Annotated in this window: 6 protein-coding genes; 3 read left to right on the top strand and 3 right to left on the bottom strand. The window is 68.5% G+C overall.

Features of this window, described 5'->3' with window-relative positions; genetic code table 11:
- Positions 1 to 582: 582 nt before the first annotated feature.
- The 3 genes from VGV13_22510 to VGV13_22500 are packed head-to-tail and all read right to left on the bottom strand — an operon-like array spanning position 583 to position 4,955.
- A complete protein-coding gene (locus VGV13_22510; GenBank protein HEV8643850.1) occupies positions 583 to 2,706 on the bottom strand; it encodes a TRAP transporter fused permease subunit in 2,124 nt (707 codons plus the stop codon).
- 9 nt (positions 2,707 to 2,715) lie between these two features.
- Positions 2,716 to 3,690: a TAXI family TRAP transporter solute-binding subunit gene (locus VGV13_22505; protein HEV8643849.1), complete on the bottom strand. Its 975-nt coding sequence runs from the start codon at positions 3,688 to 3,690 to the stop codon at positions 2,716 to 2,718.
- Between the two features lie 20 nt (positions 3,691 to 3,710).
- Positions 3,711 to 4,955: a [Fe-S]-binding protein gene (locus VGV13_22500; protein HEV8643848.1), complete on the bottom strand. Its 1,245-nt coding sequence runs from the start codon at positions 4,953 to 4,955 to the stop codon at positions 3,711 to 3,713.
- A 131-nt stretch (positions 4,956 to 5,086) separates the two neighbouring features.
- On the opposite strand from VGV13_22500, the gene VGV13_22495 reads away from it, so the two are divergent.
- The 3 genes from VGV13_22495 to VGV13_22485 all read left to right on the top strand — a co-directional run.
- Entirely contained in the window at positions 5,087 to 5,815 is a 729-nt protein-coding gene (locus VGV13_22495; GenBank protein ID HEV8643847.1) for an outer membrane protein assembly factor BamD, read from the top strand.
- A gap of 59 nt (positions 5,816 to 5,874) precedes the next feature.
- Complete coding sequence (locus tag VGV13_22490) at positions 5,875 to 6,876, top strand: GntG family PLP-dependent aldolase (GenBank protein ID HEV8643846.1); 1,002 nt, start codon at positions 5,875 to 5,877, stop codon at positions 6,874 to 6,876.
- A gap of 178 nt (positions 6,877 to 7,054) precedes the next feature.
- The coding region (locus tag VGV13_22485; GenBank protein HEV8643845.1) for an ABC transporter ATP-binding protein at positions 7,055 to 7,964 on the top strand (910 nt) is incomplete at its 3' end.

Here is a 7,964-nt window from a genome sequence, read left to right as displayed (position 1 = left end):
CCGCAGATGCCGACGGCGGCGACCCGGAGCACGACCTCGCCGGGCGCGGGTGACGGCTCCGGGACGTCACGGATCTCCAGCACGTCCCAGGCGGGATAGACGAGGGCCTTCATCGCCGCGCGCCCACGTGCACGACACCCGGGCGGCGGCTTTGCTGCCGCCACCGGAACTGGGGGTGGCTCGGAGGGGGCCTCGATGGCCCCCTTCGACGAAGCGTGTCCCAGGCCGGATAGACGAGGGCCTTCATACCGCCGCGCGCTCGGACATGTCGGCCGTGGCGAGAGCCAAGCAGCCCGAGGCCCGAGCGTGGGAGTGCGAAGCCGCAGCGCCGCCGCGGCGCGAGGCAAGCCTGCGTGAGAGGCGACCGGAGCGTACGCAGTTGTGCGTGAGGATCGGCGTGGGAGTGCGAAGCCGCAGGACGGCCACTGTCCGAGGCGAGCCTGAGTGAGTCCGAGAACGAAGGGATGTGAAGGCTATCGCCACGGCGGCGCTACGAGGCGTAGAGGCGGAGGACACCATAGACGATCGTCCCGATCACCAGCGCGGCAGCGATCACCGTCAGGGCCGCGAGCTGAGCGCGGCTCACGGCGCGCCCGCGGGGACGACGGCCGCGTCGGGGCGCCGGAGCTTTTGGAGCGCGAGCCCGGCGGCGAGCAGGGCCAGGCCGATCAGGTCGCTCACCAGGCCCGGGTCGATCAGCAGCAGCGCCGCGATCACGAACAGGCCGCGCTCGAGCCACGTCGCAGTCCTGAGGAAGTAGCCCTCGAGGCCGGCGGCCAGCGCGATGACGCCGACGGTACCGGAGACGAGCGCCTGCGCGATCTCGCCCCAGGTGCCCTGGAAGAGGAGCGCGGGGTAATAGATGAAGAAGTACGGCACCACGAAGCCGGCCGCCGCGAACTTGACGGCCTGCAAGCCAGCGCCCCACACGCTGCAGCGGCTGATCGAGGCGGCGGCGTAGACGGCCAAGCACTCGGGCGGGGTCACCGCGCTGAGGCAGCCGAAGTAGAAGCCGAACATGTGGGCGGCGAGCGGCGGGACGCCGAGTTTGATGAGCGCGGGGATGAGCAGGGCCGCCAGCATGATGTAGGCCGGCGTCGTCGGCAGCGCCGTGCCGAGGATGATGGCGGCGATCATGGTGATGACGAGCGCGACCATCAAGTTCCCGGCGGCGAAGTCGACGAGAAAGCTCGTGAACCGGATGGCCAGGCCCGTTTGCAGGATGATGCCGATCATGATCCCGGCCGCTGCCGTGGCCATGGCCACGGGGACCGTCTGCTGGGCGCCGGCGCGCAACGCCGCCGGCGCCTCGCGGACCAAGAACACTCCGAGCCGCCGGGCGCCCCCCGGTCGCAGCAGCACCGCCATCACCCCCCCCACTGCCAGCAGGGCCCATAGCCAGGGCGGGGCATCCACCTCCCAGAAGACCGCTCCGCCGAGTATCAGCAGCCACACCCAGAACCCGAGAAGCCACGCGTAAATCACGACCACGGTGGAGACGATCGCCGCGTAGGTTGCCGTGAACCCCTCGAGCAGCAGCAGGAAGATGACGACGACGGGCGCCAGCAGGTGCCCCTGCGCGCGCAGAACCTTCGGGAGACTGGGCAGCTCCTCCCGGGGGAGGCCCCGCAACCCCGTGCGCGAGGCGTTGAAGTGGATGGCGGCGAAGAGGGCCCCGTAATAGAAGATCGCGGGGATTGCCGCCGCGATCATGACATGGGAGTACGGGATGCCCAGGAACTCCGCCATCACGAACGAGGCTGCCCCCATGACGGGGGGCATGATCTGGCCTCCGGTGGACGCCACCGCCTCGATCGCGGCCGCGGCCTCCGGCTTGAAGCCCGTGCGCTTCATCATCGGGATGGTCAGCCAGCCGTCCACCATCACGTTGGCGACGGCCGAGCCCGAGATGGTGCCGAACAGGCTGGAGGAGACGACGGAGACCTTGCCGGGGCCGCCGCGCTGGCCGCCGGCCACCGCGTTGGCGAGGTTCATGAAGAACTGGCCCGCCCCCGACTTCTCGAGGAACGCGCCGAAGATGATGAACAGGATCACGTAGGAGGCGGCCACGCCCAGGGGGATGCCGAAGAGCCCCTCGCTCGTGAAGAACGTCTGGTCGATCAGGATCTCGTAGGTGAGCCCCTTGTGGCGCAGGGGTCCCGGCAGCCACGGCCCCAACAGCCCGTAGGCGATGAAGCACAGTGCGAGGATGGGCAGCGCCATTCCCAGCGTGCGCCGGGTGGCCTCGAGGACCAGCGCGACGACGACGGTGGCGACCACGATATCGATCGTCGTCAGCGGGTGCGCGGTGGGGAACCGCGTGGTGACGTAGTCGTAGTAGACGAACAGGTAGCTCAGCCCCGCAATCGACAGCCCGGCCAGGGCCAGGTCGCTCCACGGGATGAGCGCGGCGTCGGTCCTCGGTTCGAGCGCCGGCTCCGCCGGCGCAACCCGTCCTGGTGGCAGGTTCGGAAGGGGGGCGAAGCCTCCCTCTGAGGGAAGGCGCGTGCTCTCCTCGTCGAGCGGCGTGGTCGACTTCCGCGGGAAGAGCAGAAACGACAGCGTCAGGCAGAAGGCCAGCGCGATGATGCGAAGCGCGAGGCTGTCGGGCGCGTAGGGAGTGAGCCGGGCGTAGACGTGGTAGAGGGACATGACCACCCCCACCACGCCGACGACGAGCCCAGCGTAGCCGGTGAGCTTGCGCACGAAGCGGCGCTACTTGAGCAGACCGGCCTCGCGGTAATACCTCTCGGCGCCCGGATGGTAGGGCATGCCGTGGCTCTGGGCCATGTCCTTGGCCGTGACGCCCTTCATGGCCGCCGTGACTCGCGCGAAGTCCTCGCGCCCTTCCACCACCGCCTTGGCGACCTTGTAGATCACGTCGGGCGGGGTCTTGACATGGGCGATGAGGATCGTGGGCGCCTGGAAGGTCACCACGTCCTCGTCGATGCCGTACTGGGCGTACGTCGCCTTGGGAATCACATGGCGCACATAGCCCGGGTGGATCTTTCGCACCTTCTCGAGGATGTCATCGGGGACGGAGAGCATCCGCAGCTTCATCGAGGTGCCGAGGTCGAGCATGAACGCCGCCGGGACCGTGGTCGTCCAGCCCATGGCGAAGGCCTGACGGTTCCGGATCGCTTCCGCGTTCTCGGTGAGGGACCCGTAGCTCTTGGTCCCGAGGTCGTCGAGTTTCATGCCATGCACGCGCAGAAGCAGCTCCCAGCCCTCGGAGAGGCTCGTATTCCCCCGGGGCGGCAGGGCCACCGCCTTGCCCTTGAGGTCCGCGACCTTGCGGATGTCCGTGGACGCCGGAACCACGAGCTGCCAGACGTTCGGGTAGTAGTTCGCCACGAAGAGCGGCTTGTCGGTCTGCTTGCCCTTCCAGGTGTTGGCGCCGGCGCGCGCGTCGGCGAGCACCGTCGTCATCGACCAGGCGAGGTCGGCCTTGTCATTGCGCATCTTCTCCATGTTGACGAGCGCGGCGCCCGGCTCGACCTGGACGTCCAGCTCGGGGAACTTCCTCTTGATCACCTCGGCGGTGGCGGCCGCCATCGGCGTCCAGGTGCCGCCGGTGGGGCCCGCGGAGAACACCAGGCCGACTTTCTGCTGCGTCGCCGCCGGCACGGCCAGGGCGACAACCAGGAGCGTGGCCAGAGTCAGTGCGGTGAGAGTCTTCGTACCATGCATGGGGTCGTGGTCCTCCTTGTTCACAGCGGCAACAGGCGCCCCGCCGCGTCGAACGGCAGCGACGCCGGATCCCCCAGAGGCGTGAGATCGGGTCGCTGGGCCAGCTCCGGCCGGTAGGCCTCCGAGATCTCGATCTCGCCGAGCATGAGCGTGTTCTTGATGCGGATGACGCGCGCCCGCTCGGGCGGCGTCAGGCCGATGCAGGACAGCGCGGTCTCGATCGCTTCCCGGTCCGTCTCGTAGGTCGCCGGGACCTTGGCGCCGTTGGGCGCGCAGGCGGTGATGCAGTTGATGAGCGTGGCCTTCATGTCGATCTTGTCGACCAGCTTCCGGGTGGTGAAGTCCGCGTTGCCGATGCCGGTGGCGTTGCCGTAGCTCTCCTCGGTGAGGTCGAGGGCCACGATCCACAGGATCTTGGGGTCGGCCGGGAACGGCTCGTGGGGGTTCGAGGGCCGGCCGATGACGTTGGTGTCCATGCCGGCGCCGGAGATGTTCTTGCCCATCGCCTCCACGATCAGCACGTCGATCGGCGAGAACGGCAGGCGCGCCATCCACTCGCGAGCGTCCTTCAGGAGCCGCCGCTCGCCCTCCTCCAGGTTGGCGGCGCTGAACGCCTCCAGGCGCGCGGTCTCGTCGTACCCGTTCTCCACGATGCCGAGGCCGAAGCCGATGGGCACCTTGGCCAGCATCTCGCGGCCCACCGCGGTGATCACTTTCTCGTAGCCGTGGTGGATGTTCGCGCGGTGATACTGGATGGCCCCCTTGTACTTGCCGAGCCCGATCGTCATCATCTTGAACAGGCCCGACTCGATCGAGCCCTTGAAATCGGTGTGGGGCTTGACGCGGTTGACGAGCCCGATCCAGTCGGCCTCCGATGCCCAGCGATCGAGCCACACCGGGAGGCCGAGCGCCTCGCCCACCGGCACCACCTCCATAGTGGCCCGGAGGGGACAGCCCATCGTGGCCTCGGTGATCCCGTAATGCGCCAGCACGGAGAGCTGCCCCGCGGGCGTGCCGCCGCCGTGGCTGCCCATGGCCGGGAAGACGAAGGGGCGGGCCCCGCAATCCTTGAGCCACTTCACCGTGGCGCCGACGATGGCGTCGATGTTCGCGATACCGCGGCTGCCGGCGCCGACGGCGACGGTATCGCCGCGCTTGATGGGCACCCCGGCGCCGGCCAGGGTCTCGGCCACCGCCCGGGGGATGTCGGCGACCCGGGGACGGGGGAACGTCTGACGGACGCGGAGCATGCGCGGGAAAGCCATGGCGCTGACGCCTCCCTGAGTGTCCTTCCTAATACCGGGCGGCGGACTCCAAGTCAAAGGATTTTTGGCCTTAGGATGTGGTATATACAGGCAATTTCATGCCTGACGTTGCTGCTGCGTTTCGACGCTCCGTGCTCGCGGGCCTGATCCTGGTAGGGGCCGGCTGTGGCTGGCTGAGGCCGGCGCCCACGCCGATCCTGCCACCCGAGGAGCTCTACAAGCTCGGTGAGCAGGGGCTGGACAAACGGCAGTACAACGAGGCGCGCGAGCACTTCAAGAAGATCGTCGAGCGCCACCCCAACTCGTCGTACGCGTCCCGCGGCCGCTTCCTGATCGGCGAGGCCTTCTATCGCGAGAGCGAGTTCGACAAGGCCATCAAAGAGTTCGAGACGTTCATGGCATTCTACCCGCGCGACCGGATCGCCGATCTGGTCCAGTACCGGCTGGCGATGGCGTACTACGACCAGATCAAGCCCATCGAGCAGGACCAGACCCTGGCCAAGAAGGCGCTCGAGCAGTTCAAGAAGCTCGTCCAGGACTACCCGGAGAGCCGCTACGCGACCGAGGCGCTGGCCAAGATCGACATCTGCCGGGGCCGCCTGGCTCAGAAGGAAGTCTGGGTGGCGAACTTCTACTTCAACCAGGGCAATCCGGGCGCGGCCCGGCAGCGGCTCGAGCAGGTGCTGAAGGAGTATCCGCGGACGCTCGTCATCCCCGAGGCCCTCTGGCTGCTGTCCGAGGTGTACCTCCGCGAGGGCAAGACGGCGGAGGCCCGGGAGCTGCTCGTCCGACTCGAGAGCGAGTTCGCCCACACCGAGTTCGGACGGCGAGCCGTTCAGCGGCTGCGGGCCCAGAGATAGCCATCGTGCGCGACATCGTCGACCTCAGATCCGACACGCTCACGCTCCCGACCCCCGAGATGCGCGAGGCCATGGCGCGCGCCGAGGTCGGCGACGACGTCTGGGAGGAGGACCCGACCGTCAAAAGGCTGGAAGCCATGGCAGCGGAACGAATGGGAAAGGAAGCAGGCCTATTCGTTACGTCCGGGACCCAGGGCAACCTCGTTTCCGTATTGGCCCAGACCCGCCCGGGCCAGGAGGTCGTGCTCGACCTCGACTCTCACATCTTCAATTACGAAGTGGCCGGCACTTCGGCGATCGGCGGCGTGCAGATGCGCCCGCTGAAGACCGAGCGCGGCTTCCTCATGCCCGCCCAGGTGCGCGAGGCGCTCCGCCCGGCGAACATCCACGTTCCGCCCACCGGGCTCGTCTGCGTCGAGAACACGCATAACCGTCACGGGGGCACCTGCTGCACGCCGGAAGAGATCGCCGCCGTGGCCGCCGTCGCCCACGGCGCGGGCGTGCCCGTGCATCTGGACGGTGCTCGACTGTTCAACGCCGCCGTCGCGCTCCGGCGCGACGCGCGGGAGTTCACCCGCCCCGTCGACTCGTTAACTTTTTGCCTCTCCAAGGGCCTGGGCGCGCCGGTGGGATCCGTGGTCTGCGGCAGCGCGGAGCTGATCGGGCGGGCGCGGCGGATCCGGAAGATGCTGGGCGGCGGGATGCGGCAGGCCGGCGTGATCGCCGCCGCCGGCATCGTCGCCCTCGAGCGCATGGTCGACCGTCTGGCCGAGGATCACGCCAACGCGCGCGCGCTGGCCGAAGGGATCGCCAAGCTCCCCGGGCTCAGCGTCGACCTCGCCAGCGTGCAGACGAACATCGTCATCTTCAAGCTCGAGCGGCCGGGCGGCCCCCCGCCGGAGAGCCCGGTCAACGAGCTGGTGAAGGGCTGCGCCGCCCGCAAGGTCAAGATCCACGCCATCGGCCCCGCCGCGATCCGCTGCGTCACCCACAAGGACGTCGACGCCGATGACATCAGACGCGCGCTGGACGCGCTCGGCGAGATCGCCAGCCGATGGTAGCCACGGCCGGGGACGTCGAAACGCGTCGAGGGCGGTGGGGGGACGGGGAGCCATCCGAGACCCGTTGCTTCTCGGCGTGTATCGCCGACGAGCAGCGGAGGCCGCAAGGGAACGTGGCTAGCGTGGTCGAGGACGGCTCCCCGTCTCCCCACCGAGCCGGGACTCGATAGGAGGCCCCATGGCCGAACGTCTCCTGGAAGTGAAGGGCCTCAAGACGCACTTCTTCACCGACGAGGGGGTGGTCCGGGCCGTCGACGGCGTCGACCTCTATATCAACAGAGGCGAGACCCTGGGCGTCGTCGGCGAATCGGGCTGCGGCAAGAGCGTCACCGCGCTGAGCATCATGCGCCTGATCCCCCAGCCGCCCGGCCGAATCGTCGAGGGCCAGATCATCTACAACGGTCGCAGCCTCCTCGACCTCACCTCCGCCCAGATACGCAAGGTCCGCGGCAAAGAGATCGCGATGATCTTCCAGGAGCCCATGACCTCGCTGAACCCCGTCTTCACGGTGGGCGAGCAGATCGCCGAGGCGATCCGGCTGCACGAGGGACTGGGCCGCCGCGACGCGATGGACAAGACGGTCGAGATGCTGCGGGTGGTGCACATTTCGAACCCGGAGCGCCGGGTAAAGGAGTATCCGCACCAGCTCTCGGGCGGCATGCGACAGCGCGTGATGATCGCCATGGCGCTGTCGTGCAATCCCAAGCTGCTCATCGCCGACGAGCCGACCACGGCGCTCGACGTGACGATCCAAGCGCAGATCCTCGAGCTGCTCGGCGAGCTGCGCCAGAAGCTCGGCATGTCGATCCTCATCATCACGCACGACCTCGGCGTCGTCGCCGAGCTCGCCGAGCGCATCGTCGTGATGTACGCGGGCAAGATCGTCGAGCAGGCCGACACGAAGGAGCTCTTCTCCGAGCCGCTCCACCCGTACACGCGCGGCCTGCTCCAGAGCGTGCCGAGCTACGGCGACAACGCGAAGAAGAAGCGCCTCCCGACGATCCCCGGCGTGGTGCCCGACCTGATGCGCCTCGGTGAGGGCTGCCGCTTCCGCGAGCGCTGTCCCGACGCCATCGACATGTGCGGCA

The organism is Candidatus Methylomirabilota bacterium, assembly GCA_036001065.1.
GTDB lineage: Bacteria > Methylomirabilota > Methylomirabilia > Rokubacteriales > CSP1-6 > MNEF01.
Note: the sequence above shows the minus strand (reverse complement) of the source record. Positions and strands in the feature narration are given on the sequence as shown.